This is a genomic window from Clostridium sp. BSD2780061688st1 H5 (assembly GCF_005845155.1).
Classification (GTDB): Bacteria; Bacillota; Clostridia; order Lachnospirales; family Lachnospiraceae; genus Claveliimonas; species Claveliimonas intestinigallinarum.
On sequence record NZ_SPGT01000005.1, the window covers coordinates 81,560 to 104,402 of the forward strand.

A 22,843-nucleotide genomic window follows, 5' to 3' on the forward strand; every position below is an offset into this window, starting at 1 on the left:
CTTCTATAAATTTTATTTTTTATTGTTGTTTGTATAGTTTACCAGGCCGCCGGCAGCGATGATCTTCTGCATGAACTCCGGGAAGGGCTGTCCCTGGAACTGGGTTCCCTTTGTCCGGTTGTAGATCATTCCGCTGTCAAAGTCCACTTCCACCTGATCGCCGTCCTCGATGTTCTGAGCCGCCTCGGGACATTCGATGATGGGCAGTCCGATGTTGATGGCGTTCCTGTAGAAAATCCTGGCAAAGGTCTCCGCAATGACGCAGCTCACGCCCGCTGTCTTCAGGCAGAGAGGCGCGTGCTCCCTGGAGGAACCGCATCCAAAGTTCTTGTTCGCCACAATCAGGTCGCCGGGCTGTACCTTATTCACAAAATCCGGGTCAATGTCCGCCATGGCGTGACTTGCCAACTCCTGGGGGTCAAATGAATTCAGGTATCTGGCCGGGATGATCACGTCTGTGTCCACGTTGTCTCCGTATTTAAAAACTCTTCCTTCTGCTTTCATTAGTTTTCACCTACTTTCTCTGGATTAGCGATGTAGCCCGCGATGGCGCTTGCCGCCGCTGTCTCCGGCGATGCCAGGTAGATGAGGGAGTCCACGTGTCCCATTCTGCCGACAAAGTTCCGGTTTGTGGTGGAAACGCACTTCTCTCCTGCTGCCAGGACGCCCATGTGTCCGCCCATGCAGGGTCCGCAGCTTGGTGTATTAAAAGCACATCCGGCATCGATAAAGATGTCAACAAGACCTTCGTCAATGCACTGCTTGTAGATCTTCTGGGTGGCCGGGATGACCATGACGCGCACATCCGGGTGCACCTTGTGTCCCTTTAAGACAGCCGCCGCCCTACGCATGTCCTCCATCCGTCCGTTTGTACAGGAACCGATAACCACCTGATCGATCTTGATGGGCTCCATAGCCTCCACCTCATCAATGGTCCTGGCGTTCCCCGGAAGGTGCGGGAATGCCACTGTGGGGCGCACCTTACTGAGGTCGATCTCCACCACGTCCTCGTACACCGCATCCTCATCCGCTGTATAGATCTTATACTCTTTGTCAGAGTGCTCCTTGATGTAAGACTCCGCCAGAGCGTCCACCGGGAAGATGCCGTTCTTTGCGCCCGCCTCGATGGCCATGTTTGCCATGGTAAAGCGGTCGTCCATGGACAGGCTTGCGATGCCGTCCCCTGTGAACTCCATGGATTTATAGAGAGCACCGTCCACGCCGATCCTTCCGATGATATGGATGATAATGTCTTTACCGCTGACATATTTGGACGGCTTTCCGGTCAGCACGAACTTGATGGCGCTTGGCACCTTGAACCAGATCTGTCCTGTGGCCATTCCTGTGGCAATGTCCGTGGTTCCCATTCCTGTAGAAAATGCTCCCAGAGCTCCGTATGTACAGGTGTGGGAGTCCGCGCCGATGATACACTCTCCTGCCACCACGATACCCTTCTCAGGCAGGATGGCATGCTCAATGCCCATCTGTCCCACCTCATAGTAGTGGGTCAGCTCCTGCTCCCTGGCAAATTCCCGCAGAGCCTTTGCGTTCTCCGCGGATTTGATGTCCTTGTTGGGAGTGAAATGGTCCGGTACCAGCACCACCTTGTCCCTGTCATATACTTTATCAGCCATCTGCTTAAATACCGGGATCGCCATAGGACCCGTGATATCATTCGCCATGACTACATCCAGATCCGCCATGATGAGCTGGCCTGCTTCCACATGATCCAGCCCCGCATGAGCGGCCAGTATTTTCTGTGTCATTGTCATACCCATGATCGTATGCCTCCTTCGTTTTCTCTTAACCCTAAATGGTCTTAACCGTTATTTTACCATGATAAAGTGTCAAGCGCAATAATCAATCCTTATCCTCTTTTATGGCTCCTCTTCTGCGGGCGCAGCCGCAGCCTACGCCTTCCGCTCCGTCAGGGGAAGCCGGATCCTGACGGCAAAGCCTCCCCGGGCGCTGTGGCCGACCTCCATGTCCCCGCCGTGTACCTGGGCGATCTGGCGGACAATGAGGAGGCCCAGGCCGTGCCGCTGTCCGGTCACGTTTTCATCACACATCATGTAGTGGGGCGCGTTATTTAACTCCTCCAGCTTCTCCTCCGTGATGCCGGCCCCGTCATCCTCCACAGCGACAGAGCAGGTGGTCTCCTGCCGCTCCACCGTGACATAGATGGAGCAGCCCTCCGGGTTGTGGTTCATGCTGTTCTGAATGAGATTGCCGGCCGCTCTCGCCAGGAGAGCGGCATCCGCATACACAAAGCAGGGCGCCGCATCCTCCCTGGTCAGCCATTCTATGGGATATTTCCCCTCCGCGTCCATGTTCAGGAAGTCCACCACCGTCTTTCGCATGAGAGCTACCAGGCTGACCTGCTCCCTGTCCACGGGCTGCATGTTGTACTCCAGCTTGGAGGCCAGGTTCAGGTCGTTGATGAGATTTTTCATCCGCTGGCTCTGGCGGCAGATGACCTGCGCTTTCCGCCGCTCCTCCTCCGTAAGTCCCGGGCTGTCCGCCAGCTGAGCGGCGTAGCCCATGACCATGGAAAGAGGGGTGCGGATATCGTGGGAGACGCCGGCGATCCAGTTGGCCCGGGCCGTCTCTTTTTTTCGCAGCTCCCGGTTTCTTGTCTGCAGGATCTCCGAGGTCTTGTTCACGCTCTGGGCGATCTCAGACAGAAGCCCCTTCCTGCGGATGTAGGCGGTCCGTCCCCGGGAGAGCTGCTCAATGCCGTCCACAATGGGGCCCACAGACTTCAGAAGCTTCATGTCCGTCACCAGGTAGATGAGGATGATCACAATGATGTCCGCCAGGATGACGGCTGCGGCAAAGGGAATGAGGTCTTTGATAAGCCCCATATCCCAGGCCGGGTACATGTGCTTCCAGAAGGAATCCCTCGGATACCCCGCCACCACCACATCCTCGCCCCGGCTGGCCGGAAAGGTAGGGTAATCCTGCACATAGCCCCTTGTGAGGGAGGCGATGTCCGAGGCTCTGTAGGAGAGGGGCACCTCGGCCGGAAGGTTCTCCGTGTGCCAGACCACCTGTCCGGTGCCGCTCTGGATGAGCATGGCCCATGCTCCCGCCTGCTTCAGGCTCTCCTGCACCTGGGGAGAGAGGGAGTAGCCATCCTCCGTCTCAGAGAGCCCCTCCGCCACCTCCTCCGCCATGGTGTAGGGAGAGCCGTTGCTGCTGTATTTCACAGTAAAAGAAAAAAGGATAACCAGATCCAGCACCGGCAAGAGCAGGCAGACAAGAAACATGCCCACCACCAGCCGGCGCAGAAGCTTCAGCGCATTTTTCATCTATCTTCCCTCCACTGTCAGCTTGTATCCCAGGCCCTTCACTGTGACCAGCGACTCCGGGTGGGAGGGATCCCTCTCTATCTTCTCCCGGATCCTGCGGATATGGGCCATGAGGGAATTCTCGTAGCCAAAGGGATTGTCTCCCCAGGCCGCCTCGCAGAGAGCATCGATGGTTACGATCTTCCCCGCATTCCTGCACAGGGCGGATAGGATCTCAAACTCCTTGGCTGTCAGGGAAATACGCTCTCCCTCTTTCACCACCTCCGCCCGCTGGAAATCAATCTGGCTGCCGGCAAGGCGGACAAGGGGTGTCTCGTTCTTATAGCTTCTCCTCAGGATCACTCCCACCCGCAGGATCAGTTCCCTGGGGAGGAAGGGCTTGACCATGTAATCGTCGGCCCCCAGCCCCAGGCCCCTGAACTTGTCCTCGTCCTCACCCCGGGCCGTGAGGAAGAGCACCGGGTAGTCCCCCATTTTCTTCAGCCTCTCAAACAGGGAAAAGCCGTCCCCGTCAGGCAGCATCACATCCAGGATGGCCAGCTCCGGCTGAAAATCCGCAGCCGCCTCCAGGGCCTCCCTCACGGTCCCGGCCCTCCGGATATGGAGGTATCCTTCCTCTTTTAATATAGAACAAACCATGTCCAGCAGCTCCTCCTCATCGTCCACAAGAAGGATACGCTTGCCCTTCAGATATTCTGTGTCCATAGTTTTCATTTCCTTTCCTGCTCTGTTTTTGATGAAAGTGTATCACAGTGTGGTTATTATACCATGGCCGCACAGCGGCCACGGGCCTCTGGCTGATGCGCAGCGGATTTCTGCGGTTCCGCAGAAACCGCTTTATGCGCAGGTACAATGACCACGATGTGGTCATTATACCATATTTCCACGCTCTCACTCCATCGCTTCCCTCTTTGTAAGGTAAATGTAAGGCAGAGGAAATGTGCCTGTAAGGATGGCCCGGTACAATAGAGCCAGAAAGACAAAGGAGGCACACAAAGCTATGAAACCGATCATCGAGACACATGAACTGACAAAGACTTACGGAAATTTCACAGCCGTCTACCGGCTGAACCTTCATATAAGGAAGGGAACTGTATACGGATTTCTCGGGCCAAACGGGGCCGGAAAGTCCACCACCATGAAAATGTTCCTGGGGCTTGTGCGCCCCACAGTCGGCACATTCACCGTTGACGGGATGTCCTACCCCAGGGACCGGATGGAGATTTTGCGAAAGACCGGCTCCCTCATCGAAGAGCCCTCCTTCTACGGCAATCTGACAGGCCGGGAAAATCTGGACCTGATCCGCCGCATCCTTGGGCTTAAGCCCTCCGCTGTGGAGGACGCCCTGGAGCTGACAGGCCTGACCCGGTTCGGAGATCGCCCGGCAAAGAAATACTCCCTCGGCATGAAGCAGCGGCTGGGCCTTGCGGGAGCCCTCATCGGCCGCCCGCCCCTTCTCATCCTCGACGAGCCCACCAACGGGCTGGATCCGGTGGGCATCCATGAGATACGCACCCTCATCCGGTCCCTGCCCGGGAAGATTGGCTGCACGGTCCTCGTGTCCTCCCACCTCCTGCCGGAGATTGAGCTCATGGCGGACGACGTGGGGATATTAAACCGGGGCCATCTCCTCTTTGAGGGGAGCATGGAAAAGCTGCGGGAGACGGCGGCCATGAAGGGGCTCCCCTCCGACAATCTGGAGGAGACCTTCCTGGCGCTGGTGGATGAAGACAACAGGAAACGGAGGCCTATGTGATGACGATTGGTATCGAACTGAAAAAACTGAAATCCACAGGATTTTTTACATCCTTTTTTGTGGGAGGCCTGGTGGCGGCCCTCGTGCCCATAGCCAACACAGGGTTTCGGACAGAGCTTTTCACCTCCCTGGAGGGCTCGCCCCTGTCCATCCTCCTTAACGCCAACCTGCAGATGGTGACCATGCTGAACCTGATCCTTATCATCTGCGGCGCCTGCCTGATGTACCACACAGAGTACGCGGACCACGCCATCCGCAGGATGCTGACCCTGCCCCTCAGAGGAGAGTCCCTGTTTTTCGGGAAGGCTCTCCTCCTGACTCTGGGATTTTTATTTCTCCTGGCCCTGGAGAGCGCTTCCTACGCCTTCTGCACCATGCACTGGTTTGAGATGACAGGAGATTTTATCCCGGAGCTTTTGAAAAATATGGGATTTGCCGCTCTCCTCACACTGCCCACCCTGCTCTTTATGCTGCTGGTGGCCTCCGCCTGCCAGAGCATGTGGGTGAGCCTTGGCATCGGCGTCATCTTCATGTCCATGGGAACCGTCCTGCCGGAGGGCCCCTTCCTGCTCACGCTGGTTCCCTTTGTCACGCCCTTTAGGGACCTGGCCAGCGCGGGAAGCGACTGGACCGCCTACGCCGCCGCATCGGGTGCGGAGCTTCTGCTCTTTGGCCTGATCGCCTGTATTTTTATCCGCATAAGGAGGTACTCACTATGAATTTATTTACACTTACTGCTGCCGAGGTCAAAAAAATCCGGCGCTCCTTTATCCTTCCCCTTCTCTTTGTTCCCCTGGTGATCCTGTGGATCCCCAATATCATCAACGCGGACATGAGCCTCACACCTGTGATGGCGGGCATCACGCCGGGGAACAATTTTTTCATCCAGAGCTTTATGGGCTTTGCCTGGTTCATCTTTCCCGCCAGCATCATCGTGTGCACAGTCCTTTTGCAGCAGCTGGAACAGAAAAACAAGGGGCTCCTGAAAATGCTGGCGCTGCCCATAAGCCCCAGGCTTCTGTGCCTTGCCAAGTTCCTTGTCCTTGTGCTCCTGGCCCTTGTCCAGGCAGCGGCCATGACGGGGCTCTACTTCCTCTGCGCCCGGATTGCCTCCTCCTACGTGAACGCTGATCTGACGGCTCAGACCGGCATGGTGCTGAAGGTATCGGGAACGCTCTTTCTCTCCTCCCTGCCCATGATGTCTCTGTACTGGCTGATGTCCGTCTGCCTGACCACGCCTGTGTTCTCCATCGGACTGGGGCTGGCCACCATGGTTTCCTCCGTGCTTCTGCTGAACACGAAAATCTGGTTCCTCTACCCGCCCTGCTACCCCTTCTATGTAGTCACATCAAACTACATGAAGCTGTCCACAAACCCGGACAGCACTATCGACCTGGTTCCCTGGATCCCTGCGGCGGCAGCCATATCCATCCTGTGCCTGCTCATCGCCTGTCTGGCCTTCGGACACGGGGAGAGAAAATAAAGGAATAAGGAAAACAAAACCAAGAACGAAAAAGGAGTGATATTACTATGCGTACCCCCAAGACAGACCCGACAAAGGCGGCCATCCTGACCGCCCTCTGCGCCATCATGGTCTTTATCCCATGGACCATCCTTCCCCTCCGCACCCAGCCCTGGGCGCTGGAGATCCCGGCCGCCGGCATAATCATAGCATGCTATGCGATTTTCATGATATTTTCCGGTATTTTTACTCTTGTATGTTACACAAAATACCAGGTACAGAACACACTGATGAAAATCTGTGTGGTCATCAATCTCATCTACGCCATCTTCGGGGTAGTGGCCCTGGGGATGATGGCAGCAACGGCGGCGTGACAGCGGCGTGACAAAGGCGGCCGGAGCTGTCCGGCAGGTAAGACCCTTTCATCTTTTATATAAGAAGCTCAGGCAGTCCGGTGGCTGCCTGCGCTTCTTATACACAGTTCCCTGTCATTGCTTTATATCGCTACTTTACTTCGACTATTTTACTTCGCTGAGCCTCTCCTTCAATTCGAATATCTTTTGCTCAATGCTTTTTATCACCTCGACAAACACTTCATCGGTATTCCCAGTGGGGTCCTCAAGCCCCCAGTCCTCCCTGTGTTTGCAGGGCAAATACGGACAATTCACGTTGCATCCCATTGTGACCACGACATCAACCGGAGGGATGTCAGACAGAAGCTTACTCCGCTGGGTCTTCTCCATGTCAATCCCATAGAGCTGTTTCATGATGCGCACAGCATCCTGGTTGATCTTAGGTTTTGTCTCAGTCCCTGCGGAATAGCTCTCAAATACATCCGAAGCATAATATTTTCCGAGAGCCTCGGCAATCTGGCTTCGGCAGGAATTATGCACACAGATAAATGCTACTTTTGTCATCGCAAAGTCTCTCCTTTAATTCAATTGTTTTGCCTCTGTCGGCGTCTCATGATTGGCAGCCTTTCTTTCGAAGCCGCAGCTCAATCTTTTGCTCAGCAGCTATCCTTTTCAGTACCTCTGCAGCGTGCCGGCTTTTCTCCTTATCCGACAGTTCATCCAGGTCTGCCTCTTCTTTAATCTGCGACAGAAATTCCCCCCAGAATTTACGGCCTTTTTTCTATGATGTAGGACTGCAGGCTTTTTTGGCAGCCATTCTTCTCATAAAATCCTTCCACCCCCGGTTGAGCTCCAAAAAACAGCATGCTGGGAGTGTTCTCCCGGGCCAGCTCAAGAAGCCTGCTGCCTATCCCCTTTTTCTGATACTCAGGAAGTACGAGCAGCTCTGTGATCGTCCCGAAAAAGTAGCCATCTGTGAGAATGCGCAGGCAGCCGATAAGCTTTCCATCATCGTAAGCTGTGATATTCAGCGTCCTGGACAGAGCCTGCCGCGTGCGTTCCATATCATAATCTCCCTGCCAGACCTGATTTACAAAGTCCAGGAAAACGGAAGCCGTGAGCTTCCTGTCGTCTACTACGTATTCCATCTGTCTCCTCCGTTATATGTCATTCTTTTGCGAAAACTGTACTAGAGCCAAACAAGCCAAACCTATCCCCAACATACTGACTGCACTGCGGGTTTCAAGTTCGTTTATAAATGACAGAACAACAACTGCAATACCCATTGCCAACGCGATGCCCTTCAGTGCAATATTAACAATTTCAGAGCCCTTATGGTTGTCGTCTGTATTCTCTCTCATCTCTTCCTTTACCTGCATGAGTTCGTCAATAGACACATTGAAAATTTCGGCGAGTTTGGGGAGCGAATTTACATCCGGAAAAGATAAATCTCGTTCCCATTTTGATACAGCTTTATCTGTAACGCCCATTTTCTCAGCCAGTTCAAGCTGGGTCATACCTTGCTCTTTACGGAAGGCTGCAATCATAGATCCAAAAGTTTGTTTTTTCATTGTGTTTACACTCCTTTGATTTGATGACTGCATAATATCATTTCCTCCATTCTATACTCAACCAACTGCTGGTTTAGTTCTCTCGTCCGATAGTTTATAGACAGTTTAGCAGCCAGCATTGATAAATCAGGGTATCCTTTTACTATCCAACATACAATATCCCCTCCGTAAATTCCAATTTTCCGTCCAACACCATAGGCTTTGCTATACTTTTCTTATAGGAAAATACAGATAGCCCTTTCCTGTTGCCGGATCAGTATAGTCGTGAACTGCTCCTGCCAGAGACATACCCGCCTCATTCATCTGTCCGAGGGTTTCTTCAAACGCTCCCTTATAGTTTTCGGCAACTATATACTCATAGCTTGGTATTGTCCACTTAGTCCATCCATCAGGAGCTTCCGCATGGTCCACGCATTCCACTCCTGCCAGATACAATCCTTTGCTAAATCCATCCTCCCACGGTTTAAATGAGCGGGAAATATCAGACATAGCGCCCCATATTCCTACAATCCCCCCGTTCGAGTCCCTCTTTGCCAGATGTGCCACTTCGCTAAAATGACCATTTGCATCATCCCACAATTTCTGGATAAATCCCTCACCGTCCGATGTTGATCCCTCTTTCCCAATGACAGCAAATTCTTCCTTTATCACCTTAACCATTCTTATCCCTCCTCAAATCACAATTCATCTTTTTGTATAGATTAAATCCGTCATACCATTGTACGATCGTGTTTTAAGCAGCCTTAACTTGATTTCACGGTCAGTCTTTTCAAAAAGCCGAATACCTGAACCCAGAATTGTTGGGATAACAGTAATATGATAACAGTCAACCATATCTTCTCTGACCAGCTGCTGGACCAGGTTTGCCCCGCCACATATCCAAATGCCTTTTCCGCCTTCTTCTCTCAGTTTTTTGAGCAGCAGGGCGGGGTCCTCATTGGTAAAATGGATTTTATCAGAAGATGCTTTGGGGCTGTGCGTCACAACATAGGTTGTAAGGTCGTTATAAACCCACTCTTTTGGCGAAAGCTCCGTAACAATCTGATGATAGGTATTCCAGCCCATTATTACCGTATCGATATCTTTCACAAATTCAGAATATGCGTCAACGTTCTCATCCTCATTGCCCTGTCCGGCCAGCCAGTCAACGCTGCCCTTACTGTCTGCGATATATCCGTCAAGGCTCATCGCTATGAACAAACTGATTTTTTTCATAAGCTCTCCTATCGCGTCACAGATGGAAAATTATCTGTGGATATACATTCTTGTCACACTGGATCCGTCCTCATCCCAAACCATGCAAAAAAATTCCCAGCCATATCTCTCATAGAAGGTTGTATGGTCTGTGATCAGATAAAGCGGGGCTATCCCCTTAGACTTCATATCCTTTACAACTATGTCAAGTAAGCGCCCTGCAATTCCCTGACAGCGGTACTCCTTCTCCGTATACACCGCACACACATTGGGCGCAAGGTCTTTCCTGTCGTGAAAATCATTTTCAATGACTCCAAGACCGCCCACAATATGTCCGCCATCCAGGCAGAGATACCAGCCATATTCGGTTTCATGATCAAGATAGGCTTCCATGTGCATCCAATTTCCCTTTACTTTACAAAAACCAGTTCATGGGATTTAACAATTCCAGGAAAAAGCTCAGGAAAGTATCCCAAAACTTTTCTTTGGCATATGTTTTCCCTTTTCTCACACAAAAAAGCGCCCGCACAAATGAAATCAGCATAATGACCGGAATATATATGATCAATACCAAAATAATGACCAGGAACACTTTCATAGAATTTTCACCTGCTTTTCCATCACATCATATCCCCAAAAATCTCCAGTACAACCCTGGCAGGATGAAAGGACAAACAGCCAGCTTATCTTATTTTTATATATCGTCACTGTACCGGTGACATTTTACTCCACCGAAGCTTTCTGGTTTCTGATTTTTTTAATGTTGTAGTTCATCAGGTGCCTTCCCAGATTTCTATATAGAAAGGCCTTGAAAGCCGACATTTCCTGATGATGCTCTTTCAGCAAGTCATCCGGGCAGTCATAGATCCCGAAATCCTGATTGATCCCCTCGCTTTGAATGTAAGTATTATTTCGATTGAAATCAATCACCGGATTGTGAAAATCCTTTACCGCAACGCCATATCCGCAAAAAGCGCCCCGGCAGCCGGCGTTTATCTCCTGCAGCCGGGAAAGATACTGTTGATCCAGGATAAACGCCTCAAGCTCGTACCAAACACCCTCCAGGTAAACCTCCACCCAGCTGTGAAAAATATTTTCAGGTGCATTTTTGTATACGATACCAGTCATTGCGCCTCTTTGCAGTTTTTTATCGATCGTGAACCCATGTACCCGGCAGGGAACCCCCACGCCGCGCAGCAGCGCCATAAAAAGGGTTCCTTTTGTATTGCACTGCCCATATCCATCAGACAAAACTCTCGACGCCGGAATACTGTCATCCACGTTGTATCCAAATAAAATTTCATCGCGGACAAAATCATATATCTTCCTGATACGATGATACGCATCCGCATTTTCCCATTGTCTGTCACTTATCAACCTCTGTATGTTTGCAGCCAAAAAGTTTAACATAGGAGTTTCTCTCAGGTATTGCTCCATAGACTTTACTTCCCTTTACAAAGACTCACACTGCTCCCAACCCGGAGCTACCCCTCTTCCGCGTCAGAAAAATCCCGGCTGCTGCCCCCGCAAGGACAAACGGCGCCAGTCTGACAAACAGCCACTCAAACGCATGAAAAACCACTCCGGCAACACTCAGTTCCGGGTCACTGTAATCCCAGCCCAGGTATGGACTGTTTAGCGCGGCCAGGGCAGCAAAGATGAGCACGATGACCGCGCACAGGCCAAGAAGCAGTCCCCGGAGTATTTTTCGCGCCGCATCCTTCCTCCGGGCGAGCTGCAAATTGATCGTCTCCAGCTTTTCGCAGATTGCCTTTAAATCGTCGGCCTCCGGCCTGGCAACCGTTTCTCCAAGCAAAGTGCTCACTGGAGTTTCCAGCACTTCCGATATGGAGATCAGCATGTCGGCATCTGGAACAGACAACCCATTTTCCCACTTGGAAATGGTCTGGCGCACCACGTTCAGCCTGACGGCAAGCTCTTCCTGGGAAAGCCCCTTCGACTTTCTGATGATTTTTATGTTTTCATTCAGCATCTGGATAACCTTCTTTCTTTTTTGTTGTTATCGTTATTGTATGAAAAACCGGCCGTTGCCGCAAGCAACACGCGCTAACATGCCCCGTCTATCCTCCTGACTGTATTGGCCGTTCTGATCGTCAGTCTTCCGGCAATGCCAGAGCTTGCCGTTTTTGACCACCAGTTTGTCTTTTGGTAATCCTTTCGGACAAAGGACCAGAAGACGGCGTTTTTGTAATCCATGACCCGCTCCAAGCCTTCTTTTGGCTCCCCAATCTCACGGAGCACATCCGTAAATGTAAGCGGCGGCAGTATAAAAATGAGGTTATCATAGATGTCTTGATTTTCATCGCCCCACCAGTCAGGTGCATGCTGCAGAATATCCTCCAGCTCCTCACCGGAAATAACAAATACCGGGACATTTACCCCAAACTCATCTTGCACCATCTCTTCAATCTGCCCTGCCAGCCTGCCCGTATCGCCCTCCTTACAGGAGAAAACCACGTTCCCACTGTTCAGGTATGTCTTCACTCCTCCAACCCCCAGCTTTTCAAAGCCCTTCTTCAGATCTGCCATTGGGATCTTGTTTTTACCGCTTACGTTGATACCGCGCAGAAATGCGGCAAATCTTTTCTCATCTTCCATAAGATTCCTCCTTTTCCTCAGCCTCTCATCACTTATCCGCCCTTACATGGATGCGTCGGAAGGTTTCAAAACAGGTCCCATCTGCCTGCAACGCCCTCTCCAGCATAGCCCTGACAACCTCATCGCGAAACTTTTCCTTTGCTCCCTCGGGAAGAACCTTGATAAAAGGCACGATGCTGGGCTGGTCTATCCTCCTGATCATCTCATCCGCATCGGAGAAAAATCTGTCTCTGTTGACCTCAGTAATACCATAGGAAGAAAAGCCGGAGGCGACCACTGTCTTTGCATACTCCTCCCTGGACGGCATATACCAGGGCCACTCAAACTCTTTAAAATACTGCCTGTACTCTTCGCTTTCCATTTCTTTGCGGATGACAGCAAAGAAGTTGGAACAGTTTCCGTCCCCTGCAAAATCCCACAGGAGGCGGCCGCCATCCTTTAATGCCCTGAATGAGTTTTTAAGGAGTCTGCCGTGATCCTTGACCCAGTGGAGCGCCGCATTGGAAAAAATGACATCAAACTCGTTCTGAAAATCCATGTCGTTTATATCCATCTGCACAAACGTCAGGTTCGGCTTTGACCGGCTTTGCGCCTCGGCGATCATTCCCGCAGACGCGTCTATTCCCACAACTTTTCCATCCGGCACCAGCTCTGACAGCTGCTCTGTCAGCACGCCGTCTCCGCAGCCCAGATCCAGTATTTTCTCATCGCCCCGCAAAGATAATTCTCCAATCAGGCTGCTGCCCCACTCCTTCTGGTGTCTGGACGCTTTTTTGTATTTTTCTCCGTCAAATTCAAATGTACGACTCATAATACTGCAATCACCTCCGACTCAAAATACTGTTCCTGAAATTCCACCCGGGCTTCTATCTCCTCCGCCGAAAATGTCTGTCCCTCCGGCGCTGCCACCCATTTATCCTCCACATCGTCACGGCGGTGGATGATGGCAATGACTCTGCCTGTAAATTCATTTACAGGGACATCCACGCCCAGGATATAGACGTCCTGTTCCTCTCCATCAGCAGCCATAACCCCTTTCACATATCCATAGTTGACAGGATAGCAGATATCCGGATGCTTCGGATGACAGCTCCCCAGAGGTCTGTCCACCGTCACTTTCACGATTTTTCCCAGCATGCTCCTCTCCCTCGATATTCGTTTCTATTTATCCGATGCATTATATATGTAGCAGATCGCCATACGGCGAACCCCCATCCAGAACAGTCCCATACGTGTCCACCCATGCAGGAATGTATCCGCATCTTGACGCCACCATCTGGGAACCTATATTGGTCACCGAAGCCGAATAAAAGGGAACCATATCCCGCTTCAGGAGCTCACGGGTCAGCTTTGCCACCAGGTATGTCCCCATTCCGGAATTTCTGTATTCCGGCAGGACATCCACTCCCACTTCCCACAGGCCCTCCGGTGACACTGGCGCCGCCCCGGACACACCGATAATTTTATCGTGATCTCTTGCAATGTATGCAGCCCTCGTGGGTGTATACCCCCTGTCATCAAAAGCCAGAGAATTGTCAAATCCCTGCAGGCCCTTCAGCGAAAAAATTTCGTCTCCGTAAAGGAAGGTACTGTCAAAGGCTGCCGGCGCCAGCACTTCGCCTCTGTCATTCCGGTCCGGCACATAGTGGATCGTCTGTCCGTAAACCAGCGGCAGCTCAAAAATCTCATCTCTGCTTTTGTTCTCCACCAGGGTCCTTACCCGTCCGGCCAGATCCTTTGACGTGCAGACAACCACCGTGTCTCTGTACGCCATGATCTTAATACAGGGCCGGTTAGCCGTCCCATGGACGGTATAGACGACGCCGCCCGCATGCAGCCTGGATGGGCTGCACCAGTATTCCCTGGCCAGGTATTCCTCCACTTTATTTGTTATTATCTCTCTCAAAGTTTACCGCTCTCCCGTTTTAATAAAATGGATCAGCTCTTCCACATCTTCAAAGTCATCGTAATCCCCGAATACGCCTTCCCGGTGGTATACAACCCCGTTTTTTTCATTTCTCTCAAGGCAGTCCAGCAATTCTTCCACGCCGTATCGCCTGATGAACAGTGTAAACCCATAGGGCTTGATTTTCCCGAGCAGCCCCTTTTTGCAGTCCCGGTCACACTCAGAGCAGTGAGAAATGCCTTTCTCCAGAGTACATTTCCTATTCTCACACCAGTCCTTATCCGGACATTCTCCAGAATTGCAGCCATGACAGCTTGTATTCTCCCCGCAGAGACAGCAGGCAAGACCGCATCTTGCTATTCCCAGTTCCCGTTTCATATCCAGTTTCTCCTTTTATCTCTTATTATCTCTCCCTGTGAGCAGTGATAATGGTGTAGCTGTGTGCGTTTACAGTTATGATACAATGGTCTGCCTGCACATACCAGTTTTTTCCTCTTCGAGTGATAAGGGCATCGTCAGAGCTGATCTTTTCTGTACACCAGTCCACTACACAGTTAGTCTTTATCGTTCTGTCAACCTGATAATCCTTGGACGGTGATACCTCTGTACGGCCACAAAGGTCAGGCAGCATAAAGCCGCAAACACAGAGGCTCCCAGACAGACCGTGGCAGCTCCCTGGTTTGTCAGCTTCCGTTCTATTCAATCTCAAATAGGAACTTCTCATAGTCCTTCACATAGTATCTGATGTTCTTCCTTCCTCTCTCGATGATGGTGTGCCCCTCTGCTTCCAGCTTCTCTTTCTGGGCTTCAACGCCTCCGGGATATTTCGCGTTCAGTTCCCCCTTTGCCTTCAGGGTCCGCCAGTAAGGCGTCTTGTCTTCACGGCGCTGATGGCTGGCCCAGGCCGCGATAGATACGAAGATCCCGGCTGTGATGGGGTCTGTAAAATCAGCGTTGTTCTTTTTTGCCAGGTATTCCCTGACGGCGCCGACCGTAATCACTTTCCCGAAAGGAACCTTTTTCATAATCTCGTCATAGGTGACCGGCGGAGCAAAATACATCCTCTCCCCGCCGTATTTCTTTATAGTGGCCTCATCCGTGACTATCTGTATTTTGGGCATATCCGTTTCCCTGTGCAGCATTGCGTTAAAATCCTTTTTCTCCTCATTTGCCATGTCCCCCACCTCTTTTTTTCAAAACATCTCCGTGTCTCAGTCTTTGCATACCGGATTAATTTCCTTCCCTCAGATCGATCCAGTATCTCTTCATAACATGTTCCCCCTGCATGATTTCGTTCTCCAGAACGCCGCCATTTTTTAGGATTGATTTTGCCGAGCCTGTATTTTCTTTATCGCATACCATCAACACTTTCCTTATCCCCAGCTTCTTACATTCTTCTAAAGCCAGACTGATCATCTTAGTGGCATACCCTTTTCTTCTTTCGCCAGGTCTTATGCCATCACCGATATGACCGCCATATTGCAGCAGATACTCGTTAAGCTCGTGACGGATATTGACTGCGCCCACCATGATATTTCTTTCATCATCCAGGCAGAAAAAAGTGGAATCCGGAACCAGTCCGCCATGCGGCTCTGCATATTCCAGATGACTCAAATAATAATCAAAATCATGGTAATCATTTTTAAAGATAGCAGCTGGAGATTTATTAGCCTCAGGATGAGCATTATTATAAGCTATCCACTCTTTCAGCATCTCGATCATCTGATCTCGATATTTATAACTTCCCTTCACCAGTCTTAACGCCATGCCTCCCACCTCCTGCCCTCATTATATAAAAGCACACCCTCTCATGCAATGAGACGGTCTTAAGATTTCTTTAATTTTATCCTTGCCCTATTGTCAGGCCGCTTTATGTCAGGTATAATGTAAACCACTTGGCGGAAAATTCTTTTTCCCCTGTGTCATTTCAAAATGACATTCTTTAATGGAAGTGTAGCATTTGAAAATGTATTCGACCAAAACAGAAGAATATCCCCAGGCTGACAGGCAGTACAAGGACCGGCTTTTCCGCTTTATTTTCCAGCGGCCCGCTGACCTTCTGGACCTGTACAACGCCGTCAACGGAACGGACTACTCAGACCCCGGCGCCCTGGAGATCAACACGCTGGGAAACGTCCTGTATCTGTCCATGAAGAACGACCTTTCCTTCCTCGTCAGCGGCACCTTAAGCCTGTACGAGCACCAGAGCACCTACAACCCGAACATGCCCCTGCGGGGACTTTTGTATCTGGCAAGGCTGTACGAAAAGCACGTGGTAAAAAATGGCATCAACATCTACAGCAGCGCAGTCAAGAGACTCCCCTTTCCCCAGCACATCGTGTTCTACAACGGGACAAGGGAGGAGCCTGACAGGATGGTGCTCCGGCTCAGCGATCTCTTTGAGGCAGACCCGGAGGGCAGGCGGCCCGCCCTGGAGTGCGAGACCGTGATGCTGAACATCAACTACGGGCACAACAGGGCTCTGATGGAGAAGTGCCGCCGTCTGAAGGAGTACGCCATCTTCGTGGACACAGTCCGGGAGAACCTGAAACGGCCACTCCCCCTCAGGGAGGCAGTTTCAGAGGCAGTGGATACGTGCATTGAAAACAATGTGCTGAGGGATATTCTGCTGGAGCAAAAATCGGAGGTGATCCAGATGGTTCTGGAGACATTTGATCAGGAGAAATATGAGAAGGCCATGCACCAGGAGGGGTACGAGGACGGCTACCAGGATGGTAGGACAGATCTGCTCCGGGAGCTGGTCCAGAAGAAGCTGGCAAAGGGCAAATCTGTTGAGGCCATTGCCAGGGAGCTGGAGGTGGACCCGGAGACAGTGCAGGAGCTGGCAAAGCAGACATAAGATATGACTTGAGGGCAGGAATTTCCTGCCCTCTTCATTACAAGTATGATTTATCTTTCCACCACAATGGTCAGCATGACCAGATCTTCCTTCCCGGTGTTGACAATGCTGTGCGCGGAGCCCTTCCTGCAGATATGACAGACGCCGGGAGCAAGCAGCTCCTCATTTCCGTCACAGACAGCTTTCCCTGTCCCGGAGAGGATATAGTTTATATCATCGCTTGTGGGATGAGGATGCATGCCTATGGAGCCGCCCGCGTGAATACGGCAGGGAATGATCTTTCCCCCCTGATCCATAAACATCCTGGCGGACATCTCGCCTGTGCCGCCGTTCATCCCGGGCACCCGGATTTCCTCTATCGCGTTAAAGTCAATCAGCATACTGCTTCCTCCTTCCAGGCCGGACCTTCTTCTTATCCATCCTGTCTTTTTTCAGTTCAGCCACAGCCCCGTAGTGCCGGATCTCGAAATTCTCAGGGGCAATCTTCTCAAGGAGCTTCCTGTGCTCTTCCTCCCACAGGGCAAGCTCCGCCTCTGTCAGTGAAGCGCCAACTCCCCGGCAGGCCCGCATCCTCCCATGCCAGCTCTCACGGGTAAAAGAAACCTGCAGGGGAAATTCTTCGTGATACACAAGCTCAAACTTCTCTTTGTAGACATCCGGTATCCTGATGGGCCGCATGGTCTCTTTGGCACCGCTCCAGTTTGGGCTGTATTTCAGGACCAGCCTTTCGCTCTCCCCGGCAATCCGGTCCTCAAAGGGCAGCCAGGCCATGTAAAGGATCAGGATCCGTCCGCCAGGCTCCAGCAGACGGCAGAGCTCCGGCATAAGCTTCCCGTGGTCAAAATACCAGAAACACTGGCAGGCCGTGACCACGTCAAAGGACCGATCCGGGAAATCCAGCTCCTCTGCCGATGCAGCAAGATAGCGGATGTCCATATCCTCTGATAAGAGCCGGGCCTGCCGGATCTGCTCTTCGGAAATGTCCACCCCTGTCCACCTTGCCCCATATGCATACAGATTTCTCGGGAGCACTCCTGTCCCGGTTCCCAGGTCCAGCACCCGCTGGCCGTCCCTGCACAGTCCCCGGTCCAGGATCCTCCGATAAAATTCCGGTGGATAGATGTCCCTGTATTTTGCGTAATCTTCAGACGTTCTGCCCCAGTCAAAGGGCTTTCCCCCGTCTATCCTCCTGTCAGCTATCTCCATTTTCTCCGCCCCTTATTTTCCTGGCTCCTGTTGTCCCTCCTATTTGCCCTCTGCTCTCTCGTCGTACTCTGTCAGATATTTCTTCACATAGTCCACATCAGAGGGGCAGTCCAGATAGTCGCTGCCGTACTTCTGCCTTGTCTCGGCACCCTTTCCGGTAATGAGGAAGAGCGTCTTCCCCTGAGAGCTCTCGATAGCGGCCTTTATGGCCTCGCCCCGGTCCTCGATCATCTCATAGGGACAGTTTTGGGCCTTTACGTACTGGGCTATATCAGCAGATATGTCAGCCACCGGCTCATATCCCGGATCCTCCGCCACAAGGTAAACCTTCTTTGCGTACTGGCCTGCCACAGTTCCCAGATCCCGGCGGCGGATCAGGGCCTTCCCTCCCGGGCAGCCGAAGATGGAGATAATATCGTAATCCGGGTATTCCTCCTTCATGGAGGAGAACAGCTTCTCAAAGCTCAGCTTGTTGTGGGCGTAGTCCACGATGGCAATCTTCGTCTTATCCTTGCTTGCATAGAGCTCCATGCGGCCGCTGGACCTGGCCCTCTTGAGGCCGGAGTGGATATACTCCCTGGGGATCCCCAGCTTTGTGGCCGCCGCTATAACGCCCAGGGCGTTTTCCACATTGAAAAGCCCGGGCATGGTAAGGACAAACTCCTCGTCAAAGTCAGCGCATTTCACAAAAAACAGCGTCTCGTGTCCGTCCTTGCGGATGTTGTAGGCGTAAAAATCCGCCTCCGGCTTCTTTGTACTGAAGGTATAAAACTCTTTCGCGTCCTTTGCGTATGTCAGTATACGGTCGATGTAATCCGCGTCCAGGTTGACAAAAGCCCGGTCTGCCTTGGCAAACATACGCATCTTGGATGTGAAATAGTCCTCAAAGTCCTTGTGCTCAATGGGACTGATGTGGTCTTCCGAGATATTGAGGAAAATGGCCGCGTCAAACCGCATATCGTCCACCCGGTGATATTTCAGCGCCTGGGAGGAGACCTCCATCTGAGCGTACTCAATACCGCAGTCCAGGGCGTTGCGAAGGTGCTGCTGCAGCTCCACTGCCTCCGGCGTTGTGATGTGGGACTCCACCCGGCTCTTGCCATCGTAGATATCAATGGAAGAAATGACGGCGCTCTCCTTCTTCCCCTGGGCCGCCATGTAGTCGTCCACCACTGCTTTCATATAGTAGGCGGAGGTGGATTTTCCCTTCGTCCCCCCGATACCTGTCACCACCAGGTCCTCCCAGGGACGGTTGTAGAAGAAATTGGCCAGAACGGACATAGCCTCCCTGATATCCTTCACAAGAATACAGGGCACCTGCCGCTCCAGGTCAAAGGCCTTCTCGCTGATATAGCAGACTGCTCCCCTCTCCAGGGCCTCCCGCAGATAGGCCAGCTTGAAGGCCGCCCCCTTGCAGATAAACAGGGTGTCTGCTCCGGCCTCCTTTGAGTTGTAGGTGAGTGTGCGGATCACATGGTCCTGCGCTCCCTCCACGTCTGCCTCCAGGAGCATACCCCTTGTTTCAAGCAGCTCCACATAGTCCTTTACGGTATAATACTGCATCTTTCCCATTTTTAACAATCTCCCTCAATGATTTTCTTATGTATGACTGGTTTCTACTGATACTCCGCCCCTGAGCGCAGGATGGCCTCCCGCACCAGCACGTCCATGGCGTCCAGACACATGGTAGGTATCTCGTGCTTTCCCTTAAATACAGACAGCTCCGTGCAGGCCAGGATCACCGCGTCGCAGTTTTTTCTCATGAACTCACTCATGACCCGGTCAAATTTAGCTCTGTCTCCCCGCTTTCCGCTCTTGATGTCATCGTAAATGAGAGACATCACGTCCTTCTGCCTCTCCGGCGAGGGCTTCACCGGCGTCACCCCCAGCTTTCTGCACTCCTTGTGATAGATCCGGGAGCCGATGGTCCCGTCTGTCCCCATAATACCGATCCGCTTCACATCCGGCAGCTCCCTCACCGCATACGCCACGCTCTCATGGATCATGTTGATGATAGGGATGGACACAGCCTTCTGGATCTGGTCATAGTAATAGTGGGACGTATTGCAGGTGATGGCAATGTTGGCCGCTCCCAGCTTTTCCAGTGTCCTCGCATCCTCCTGCAGCATGCGGATCAGTCTCTGGCTTTCTCCGCTCTTGATAGCCTCCGTGCGGTCCGGTATGTCGGCGTGGCTCAAGATCACCATGTTCAGATGATCCTGGTCCTTCTGCGCCTTTGTGTGGGTGATGACATTCTCGTAGAAATAGCTGGTGGCCTCCGGTCCCATGCCCCCGATCACGCCGAGTATCTTTTTTCCTTTTCCTTCTTCCATTGGCTCTCCTCTACTTATCCCTGCCAGTCTACTGGTAATATTTATTGAAATAGCCGTACTGCTTCCAGTGGGTCTTCAGCATCCGCAGAAAACGCATGGGCTTTAAATCTCCCCGCATGAAGACAGGGTTGACCATTTTGCCTTCTTTCACAAGCTTCTTCATCTTCGCCACCATGGCAGGATCCTTCACATGCTTGTAGGCAACGCCCTTTGGTACCGTCATCCAGAGGTGCTCCTCGGTGGCCTCCTCGTAGGGCAGCTCCCGGTTATAAATGTAGTCCTCCACGAAATATTTCGCCACATTAAAGCCTGAGCCTGTCACGTAGTAGTTGCTGCGCCCCTGCCTCGTGTTGATCTCAAAGAAGCGGTAGGTGCCGTCTCTTCTGTCGTACTTGATATCAAAGTTGGAAAATCCCACATAGTGGAGATCCTCCAGAAGGTTTTTCACCCTTCCCATGAGCTCTCTGTTTGGCTCTGTGATGATGACCGCGTGATTGCCCAGGCCGTGAGGGGTGTGTTCCTCCAGGAGCACATGTCCCAGGCACATCATCTTCACCTTCCCGTTCTGGTCTGAGTAGGATGTGAGGACCCGCATGTACTCGTCATTTCCCGGTATCATGTCCTGGATAATGAGGTCATCGTCGTATCCCGCATCGTAAATCTGGGTGATGATCTCCTCCAGCTCTTTCCTGCTTCCCGGCTTGTAGATCTTGTTCTGGGTCGGGAAGGGATGCTCCCAGTAGGCAATGCTGTTGGAGGGCTTGAGGATCACCGGATACGGGAAATCACAGGCAAAGTCAAGCCCCATCTCCTTCTTGTACACAATCGTCTTCGGATAGTCCACACCGTGCTTCTCACAGAGCTGGTAAAACCGCTCCTTCTGCTGCAGGCTGTCCATCAGATCAAAGTCAATGTAAGGGGCAATGACATTGTCCGGGAGCTCCTTTTTATGCCGGCTTGCCAGCGCCACATAGCTGTCCCCGCAGCCGATAAGCAGGATCTTCTTATCGCTGTGTTCTCCGGCGAAACGGCTGATCCTCTCCAGAAAATAGTCGTCTGTATCGATCTTCGGATTTCCCTCATAGACTGTGATCTGGCTGTTGAAGCTGGGTCCTGTCTGATACTTTCCAAAGACGTATGATTTCACCTGGTACTGCTCGTAAAAAGCCCGCGCCACGCTGTAGGTATTGATATCCCCGCCAAGGAGGACGGGAATGAATGTTCTCTCTTTAAATTCCATGCTTTCTGACCTTCTCTCCGTACAGATTTATACCAGCATATTATAACGCAGGAACACCCTGGCTTGTCAAGTAATGGGCCCCTTTTATATGCCCTTTTATGCCCCTTTTGACATCCGTCTCCATGGATCCTGTTTACAGCTCCTCCAGCTCTTCCTTGAATCCCTCTCCCACTACCTCGTTTGACTCCATAATGATGGTGAAGGATTTGGGATCCACCTGTCTGGCCAGCCTCTTGATGGTGTACATTTCCTTGTTGTTGCTGGCGCACATGACAATGTCCTTCTCCTGACCCGTGTAGCTGCCGGTTCCCTTGATGATGGTAGATCCTCTGTCCAGATATTCGTCGATCTTGCCGGAAACCTCCCTGCCCTTGTCTGTGACGATCAGGGTCATCTTTCCCTCGTCGATGCCGTACATGATCCGGTCCATGACCGTGGCCATGAGGTAGGTCACGATAAGTCCGTAAATAAAGCCGTCCACATCCTTGAACACGAGCACGCTTCCCAGCAGGATGGTCAGCATATCCAGCACAAAGGTGATCACGCCCAGCGTCATGTGGGGCTTTACTTTCTTGATGGACATGCTGATGAAATCCTGCCCCCCTGTGGAAGAGCCCCTCATGAAAATCAGGGCGTAGCCCAGCCCTGTCAGCACTCCCATGCACAGAGCCGCCAGAAGTCTGTCCCCGTCGTATACCGGGAGAAGGGGCGACACATAGTCCATCAGGATAGAGGAGATAATTGTCGTCTTGACGGATTTCAGGAAGAATGTCCTGCCCAGAAATTTGTAGCAGAAGACCGCTACCGGCACATTCAGCAGGATGGTTCCCGCCCCCACCGGAATTCCCAGCAGATGATACAGGATAATAGCCATCCCGGAAAATCCCGCCACCGGGAAGTTCGCGTTGAGGGCAAAGTTATAAATTCCAATGGCAATGACCATACCCGCGAAGATATCCACCAGTATGTCTATGCCCGTCTCTTTCCAGTTAATGCTTTTCATTTATTCTGCCTTCCTTTCATACACACTAT

Annotated in this window: 31 protein-coding genes; 5 read left to right on the forward strand and 26 right to left on the reverse strand. The window is 51.9% G+C overall.

Annotated features, from left to right (window positions below; all coding sequences use genetic code 11):
* Positions 1-12: 12 nt before the first annotated feature.
* From leuD to FGQ86_RS04810, 4 genes are all read right to left on the reverse strand, one after another.
* Entirely contained in the window at positions 13-504 is a 492-nt protein-coding gene (gene leuD / locus FGQ86_RS04795; protein WP_033126368.1) for a 3-isopropylmalate dehydratase small subunit, read from the reverse strand.
* The gene (gene leuC, locus FGQ86_RS04800) at positions 504-1,778 is read right to left on the reverse strand and encodes a 3-isopropylmalate dehydratase large subunit (RefSeq protein WP_033126369.1); all 1,275 of its coding nucleotides are present in this window, start codon (positions 1,776-1,778) and stop codon (positions 504-506) included. The genes leuD and leuC overlap by 1 nt, the downstream gene beginning before the upstream one ends.
* Before the next feature lie 132 nt (positions 1,779-1,910).
* On the reverse strand, positions 1,911-3,311 hold the full coding sequence (locus tag FGQ86_RS04805; protein ID WP_033126370.1) for a HAMP domain-containing sensor histidine kinase: 1,401 nt from the start codon (positions 3,309-3,311) through the stop codon (positions 1,911-1,913).
* Positions 3,312-4,016: a response regulator transcription factor gene (locus FGQ86_RS04810; RefSeq protein WP_033126371.1), complete on the reverse strand. Its 705-nt coding sequence runs from the start codon at positions 4,014-4,016 to the stop codon at positions 3,312-3,314.
* 295 nt (positions 4,017-4,311) lie between these two features.
* On the opposite strand from FGQ86_RS04810, the gene FGQ86_RS04815 reads away from it, so the two are divergent.
* The 4 genes from FGQ86_RS04815 to FGQ86_RS04830 are packed head-to-tail and all read left to right on the forward strand — an operon-like array spanning position 4,312 to position 6,903.
* On the forward strand, positions 4,312-5,067 hold the full coding sequence (locus FGQ86_RS04815) for an ABC transporter ATP-binding protein (protein ID WP_138303104.1): 756 nt from the start codon (positions 4,312-4,314) through the stop codon (positions 5,065-5,067).
* On the forward strand, positions 5,067-5,786 hold the full coding sequence (locus FGQ86_RS04820; RefSeq protein WP_138303105.1) for an ABC transporter permease: 720 nt from the start codon (positions 5,067-5,069) through the stop codon (positions 5,784-5,786). Before FGQ86_RS04815 ends, FGQ86_RS04820 begins: the two co-directional genes overlap by 1 nt.
* Positions 5,783-6,550, forward strand: coding sequence for an ABC transporter permease (locus tag FGQ86_RS04825; protein ID WP_138303106.1), 768 nt, complete (start codon positions 5,783-5,785; stop codon positions 6,548-6,550). Before FGQ86_RS04820 ends, FGQ86_RS04825 begins: the two co-directional genes overlap by 4 nt.
* A 47-nt stretch (positions 6,551-6,597) precedes the next feature.
* Positions 6,598-6,903, forward strand: a complete 306-nt coding sequence (locus FGQ86_RS04830) for a hypothetical protein (RefSeq protein ID WP_138303107.1) — start codon at positions 6,598-6,600, stop codon at positions 6,901-6,903.
* A 144-nt stretch (positions 6,904-7,047) separates the two neighbouring features.
* Here the strand turns inward: FGQ86_RS04830 and FGQ86_RS04835 are convergent, their stop codons facing one another.
* From FGQ86_RS04835 to FGQ86_RS04910, 16 genes are all read right to left on the reverse strand, one after another.
* Complete coding sequence (locus FGQ86_RS04835; protein ID WP_138303108.1) at positions 7,048-7,446, reverse strand: arsenate reductase ArsC; 399 nt, start codon at positions 7,444-7,446, stop codon at positions 7,048-7,050.
* Positions 7,447-7,649: 203 nt separating this feature from the next.
* A complete protein-coding gene (locus FGQ86_RS04840; RefSeq protein WP_138303109.1) occupies positions 7,650-8,030 on the reverse strand; it encodes a GNAT family N-acetyltransferase in 381 nt (126 codons plus the stop codon).
* Positions 8,031-8,042: 12 nt separating this feature from the next.
* A complete protein-coding gene (locus FGQ86_RS04845; RefSeq protein WP_033126376.1) occupies positions 8,043-8,453 on the reverse strand; it encodes a helix-turn-helix transcriptional regulator in 411 nt (136 codons plus the stop codon).
* A 204-nt stretch (positions 8,454-8,657) separates the two neighbouring features.
* Entirely contained in the window at positions 8,658-9,113 is a 456-nt protein-coding gene (locus FGQ86_RS04850) for a GyrI-like domain-containing protein (protein WP_138303110.1), read from the reverse strand.
* Positions 9,114-9,137: 24 nt separating this feature from the next.
* On the reverse strand, positions 9,138-9,668 hold the full coding sequence (locus FGQ86_RS04855) for a dihydrofolate reductase family protein (protein ID WP_138303111.1): 531 nt from the start codon (positions 9,666-9,668) through the stop codon (positions 9,138-9,140).
* A gap of 30 nt (positions 9,669-9,698) precedes the next feature.
* On the reverse strand, positions 9,699-10,040 hold the full coding sequence (locus FGQ86_RS04860; protein ID WP_033126379.1) for a GNAT family N-acetyltransferase: 342 nt from the start codon (positions 10,038-10,040) through the stop codon (positions 9,699-9,701).
* Positions 10,041-10,370: 330 nt separating this feature from the next.
* Positions 10,371-11,084, reverse strand: coding sequence for a transglutaminase-like domain-containing protein (locus tag FGQ86_RS04865; protein WP_138303112.1), 714 nt, complete (start codon positions 11,082-11,084; stop codon positions 10,371-10,373).
* Between the two features lie 25 nt (positions 11,085-11,109).
* Positions 11,110-11,640, reverse strand: coding sequence for a helix-turn-helix transcriptional regulator (locus FGQ86_RS04870; RefSeq protein ID WP_138303113.1), 531 nt, complete (start codon positions 11,638-11,640; stop codon positions 11,110-11,112).
* A 74-nt stretch (positions 11,641-11,714) separates the two neighbouring features.
* On the reverse strand, positions 11,715-12,266 hold the full coding sequence (locus FGQ86_RS04875) for a DUF1697 domain-containing protein (protein ID WP_138303114.1): 552 nt from the start codon (positions 12,264-12,266) through the stop codon (positions 11,715-11,717).
* Between the two features lie 28 nt (positions 12,267-12,294).
* Positions 12,295-13,077: a class I SAM-dependent methyltransferase gene (locus tag FGQ86_RS04880; RefSeq protein WP_138303115.1), complete on the reverse strand. Its 783-nt coding sequence runs from the start codon at positions 13,075-13,077 to the stop codon at positions 12,295-12,297.
* Positions 13,074-13,403 carry an inorganic pyrophosphatase gene (locus tag FGQ86_RS04885; RefSeq protein WP_033126385.1) on the reverse strand — a complete coding sequence of 110 codons (330 nt, stop codon included), beginning with the start codon at positions 13,401-13,403 and terminating at the stop codon, positions 13,074-13,076. The genes FGQ86_RS04880 and FGQ86_RS04885 overlap by 4 nt, the downstream gene beginning before the upstream one ends.
* A gap of 40 nt (positions 13,404-13,443) precedes the next feature.
* A complete protein-coding gene (locus FGQ86_RS04890; RefSeq protein WP_138303116.1) occupies positions 13,444-14,172 on the reverse strand; it encodes a GNAT family N-acetyltransferase in 729 nt (242 codons plus the stop codon).
* A 3-nt stretch (positions 14,173-14,175) separates the two neighbouring features.
* Positions 14,176-14,550, reverse strand: coding sequence for a DUF3795 domain-containing protein (locus FGQ86_RS04895; protein WP_138303117.1), 375 nt, complete (start codon positions 14,548-14,550; stop codon positions 14,176-14,178).
* Between the two features lie 25 nt (positions 14,551-14,575).
* Entirely contained in the window at positions 14,576-14,803 is a 228-nt protein-coding gene (locus FGQ86_RS16410) for a DUF3781 domain-containing protein (RefSeq protein WP_081958065.1), read from the reverse strand.
* Positions 14,804-14,867: 64 nt separating this feature from the next.
* Positions 14,868-15,347 carry an MGMT family protein gene (locus FGQ86_RS04905; protein WP_138303118.1) on the reverse strand — a complete coding sequence of 160 codons (480 nt, stop codon included), beginning with the start codon at positions 15,345-15,347 and terminating at the stop codon, positions 14,868-14,870.
* Between the two features lie 55 nt (positions 15,348-15,402).
* On the reverse strand, positions 15,403-15,939 hold the full coding sequence (locus FGQ86_RS04910) for a GNAT family N-acetyltransferase (RefSeq protein WP_138303119.1): 537 nt from the start codon (positions 15,937-15,939) through the stop codon (positions 15,403-15,405).
* Positions 15,940-16,132: 193 nt separating this feature from the next.
* Here FGQ86_RS04910 and FGQ86_RS04915 point away from each other — a divergent pair, with 193 nt between their 5' ends.
* On the forward strand, positions 16,133-17,032 hold the full coding sequence (locus FGQ86_RS04915) for a hypothetical protein (RefSeq protein WP_330635938.1): 900 nt from the start codon (positions 16,133-16,135) through the stop codon (positions 17,030-17,032).
* A gap of 50 nt (positions 17,033-17,082) precedes the next feature.
* Here the strand turns inward: FGQ86_RS04915 and FGQ86_RS04920 are convergent, their stop codons facing one another.
* The 6 genes from FGQ86_RS04920 to FGQ86_RS04945 all read right to left on the reverse strand — a co-directional run bounded on the left by FGQ86_RS04920 (position 17,083) and on the right by FGQ86_RS04945 (position 22,814).
* Positions 17,083-17,412: a cupin domain-containing protein gene (locus tag FGQ86_RS04920; RefSeq protein WP_138303120.1), complete on the reverse strand. Its 330-nt coding sequence runs from the start codon at positions 17,410-17,412 to the stop codon at positions 17,083-17,085.
* Positions 17,402-18,238, reverse strand: a complete 837-nt coding sequence (locus FGQ86_RS04925) for a class I SAM-dependent methyltransferase (RefSeq protein ID WP_138303121.1) — start codon at positions 18,236-18,238, stop codon at positions 17,402-17,404. Before FGQ86_RS04925 ends, FGQ86_RS04920 begins: the two co-directional genes overlap by 11 nt.
* 39 nt (positions 18,239-18,277) lie before the next feature.
* Positions 18,278-19,810, reverse strand: coding sequence for a UDP-N-acetylmuramoyl-L-alanyl-D-glutamate--2,6-diaminopimelate ligase (locus FGQ86_RS04930; protein WP_243127164.1), 1,533 nt, complete (start codon positions 19,808-19,810; stop codon positions 18,278-18,280).
* Between the two features lie 44 nt (positions 19,811-19,854).
* Positions 19,855-20,571 (reverse strand): amino acid racemase, encoded by a 717-nt coding sequence (locus FGQ86_RS04935; RefSeq protein WP_033126391.1) that lies wholly within the window; start codon positions 20,569-20,571, stop codon positions 19,855-19,857.
* Between the two features lie 28 nt (positions 20,572-20,599).
* Positions 20,600-21,811, reverse strand: coding sequence for an ATP-grasp enzyme (locus FGQ86_RS04940; RefSeq protein WP_033126392.1), 1,212 nt, complete (start codon positions 21,809-21,811; stop codon positions 20,600-20,602).
* Between the two features lie 133 nt (positions 21,812-21,944).
* Entirely contained in the window at positions 21,945-22,814 is an 870-nt protein-coding gene (locus tag FGQ86_RS04945; protein ID WP_033126393.1) for a YitT family protein, read from the reverse strand.
* Positions 22,815-22,843 lie beyond the last annotated feature (29 nt).

Bases quoted from the DNA above. Each gene is read 5' to 3' on its own strand.
- FGQ86_RS04830 (WP_138303107.1), top strand. From the start codon at position 6,598: ATGCGTACCCCCAAGACAGACCCGACAAAGGCGGCCATCCTGACCGCC.
- FGQ86_RS04805 (WP_033126370.1), bottom strand. From the start codon at position 3,311: ATGAAAAATGCGCTGAAGCTTCTGCGCCGGCTGGTGGTGGGCATGTTT.
- leuC (WP_033126369.1), bottom strand. From the start codon at position 1,778: ATGGGTATGACAATGACACAGAAAATACTGGCCGCTCATGCGGGGCTG.
- FGQ86_RS04865 (WP_138303112.1), bottom strand. From the start codon at position 11,084: ATGGAGCAATACCTGAGAGAAACTCCTATGTTAAACTTTTTGGCTGCA.
- FGQ86_RS04855 (WP_138303111.1), bottom strand. From the start codon at position 9,668: ATGAAAAAAATCAGTTTGTTCATAGCGATGAGCCTTGACGGATATATC.
- FGQ86_RS04850 (WP_138303110.1), bottom strand. From the start codon at position 9,113: ATGGTTAAGGTGATAAAGGAAGAATTTGCTGTCATTGGGAAAGAGGGA.
- FGQ86_RS04920 (WP_138303120.1), bottom strand. From the start codon at position 17,412: ATGCTGATTGACTTTAACGCGATAGAGGAAATCCGGGTGCCCGGGATG.
- FGQ86_RS04860 (WP_033126379.1), bottom strand. From the start codon at position 10,040: ATGGAAGCCTATCTTGATCATGAAACCGAATATGGCTGGTATCTCTGC.
- FGQ86_RS04940 (WP_033126392.1), bottom strand. From the start codon at position 21,811: ATGGAATTTAAAGAGAGAACATTCATTCCCGTCCTCCTTGGCGGGGAT.
- FGQ86_RS04930 (WP_243127164.1), bottom strand. From the start codon at position 19,810: ATGGGAAAGATGCAGTATTATACCGTAAAGGACTATGTGGAGCTGCTT.
- FGQ86_RS04895 (WP_138303117.1), bottom strand. From the start codon at position 14,550: ATGAAACGGGAACTGGGAATAGCAAGATGCGGTCTTGCCTGCTGTCTC.
- FGQ86_RS04870 (WP_138303113.1), bottom strand. From the start codon at position 11,640: ATGCTGAATGAAAACATAAAAATCATCAGAAAGTCGAAGGGGCTTTCC.
- FGQ86_RS04910 (WP_138303119.1), bottom strand. From the start codon at position 15,939: ATGGCGTTAAGACTGGTGAAGGGAAGTTATAAATATCGAGATCAGATG.
- FGQ86_RS04835 (WP_138303108.1), bottom strand. From the start codon at position 7,446: ATGACAAAAGTAGCATTTATCTGTGTGCATAATTCCTGCCGAAGCCAG.
- FGQ86_RS04885 (WP_033126385.1), bottom strand. From the start codon at position 13,403: ATGCTGGGAAAAATCGTGAAAGTGACGGTGGACAGACCTCTGGGGAGC.
- leuD (WP_033126368.1), bottom strand. From the start codon at position 504: ATGAAAGCAGAAGGAAGAGTTTTTAAATACGGAGACAACGTGGACACA.
- FGQ86_RS16410 (WP_081958065.1), bottom strand. From the start codon at position 14,803: ATGCTGCCTGACCTTTGTGGCCGTACAGAGGTATCACCGTCCAAGGAT.
- FGQ86_RS04875 (WP_138303114.1), bottom strand. From the start codon at position 12,266: ATGGAAGATGAGAAAAGATTTGCCGCATTTCTGCGCGGTATCAACGTA.
- FGQ86_RS04810 (WP_033126371.1), bottom strand. From the start codon at position 4,016: ATGGACACAGAATATCTGAAGGGCAAGCGTATCCTTCTTGTGGACGAT.
- FGQ86_RS04820 (WP_138303105.1), top strand. From the start codon at position 5,067: ATGACGATTGGTATCGAACTGAAAAAACTGAAATCCACAGGATTTTTT.
- FGQ86_RS04935 (WP_033126391.1), bottom strand. From the start codon at position 20,571: ATGGAAGAAGGAAAAGGAAAAAAGATACTCGGCGTGATCGGGGGCATG.
- FGQ86_RS04945 (WP_033126393.1), bottom strand. From the start codon at position 22,814: ATGAAAAGCATTAACTGGAAAGAGACGGGCATAGACATACTGGTGGAT.
- FGQ86_RS04880 (WP_138303115.1), bottom strand. From the start codon at position 13,077: ATGAGTCGTACATTTGAATTTGACGGAGAAAAATACAAAAAAGCGTCC.
- FGQ86_RS04905 (WP_138303118.1), bottom strand. From the start codon at position 15,347: ATGGCAAATGAGGAGAAAAAGGATTTTAACGCAATGCTGCACAGGGAA.
- FGQ86_RS04825 (WP_138303106.1), top strand. From the start codon at position 5,783: ATGAATTTATTTACACTTACTGCTGCCGAGGTCAAAAAAATCCGGCGC.
- FGQ86_RS04925 (WP_138303121.1), bottom strand. From the start codon at position 18,238: ATGGAGATAGCTGACAGGAGGATAGACGGGGGAAAGCCCTTTGACTGG.
- FGQ86_RS04815 (WP_138303104.1), top strand. From the start codon at position 4,312: ATGAAACCGATCATCGAGACACATGAACTGACAAAGACTTACGGAAAT.
- FGQ86_RS04845 (WP_033126376.1), bottom strand. From the start codon at position 8,453: ATGAAAAAACAAACTTTTGGATCTATGATTGCAGCCTTCCGTAAAGAG.
- FGQ86_RS04840 (WP_138303109.1), bottom strand. From the start codon at position 8,030: ATGGAATACGTAGTAGACGACAGGAAGCTCACGGCTTCCGTTTTCCTG.